This is a genomic window from Streptomyces wedmorensis (genome assembly GCF_000716445.1).
In the GTDB taxonomy this organism is placed as follows: Bacteria; Actinomycetota; Actinomycetes; order Streptomycetales; family Streptomycetaceae; genus Streptomyces; species Streptomyces wedmorensis.
In genome coordinates, this window is record NZ_JNWK01000217.1 from 1 (window position 1) to 244 (window position 244).

Here is a 244-nt window from a genome sequence, read left to right on the forward strand (position 1 = left end):
CACGGCTCTGGTGGACGGCGAGCGGAGGATCTCGTACGCCGAACTCAACACGTCCGCGAACCGCCTGGCCCGGCACCTGGCCGAACAGGGCCTGGGGCGCGGGGACATGGCGGGCGTACTGCTCGACCGGGGCGCGGACTTCGCCGTCGCGGTCCTCGCGGTCACCAAGACCGGCGCGGCGTACACCCTCCTCGACCCCGACTTCCCCGACGAGCGGCTCCGCTCGGCGGCCACCGACGCGGGC

1 protein-coding gene is annotated in these 244 nt (G+C 74.6%); it reads left to right on the plus strand.

The window, feature by feature from the left end; genetic code table 11:
• Positions 1-244, plus strand: a 244-nt coding sequence (locus OO54_RS41165) for an AMP-binding protein (RefSeq protein WP_033212995.1), incomplete at both ends; no start/stop codon positions are given.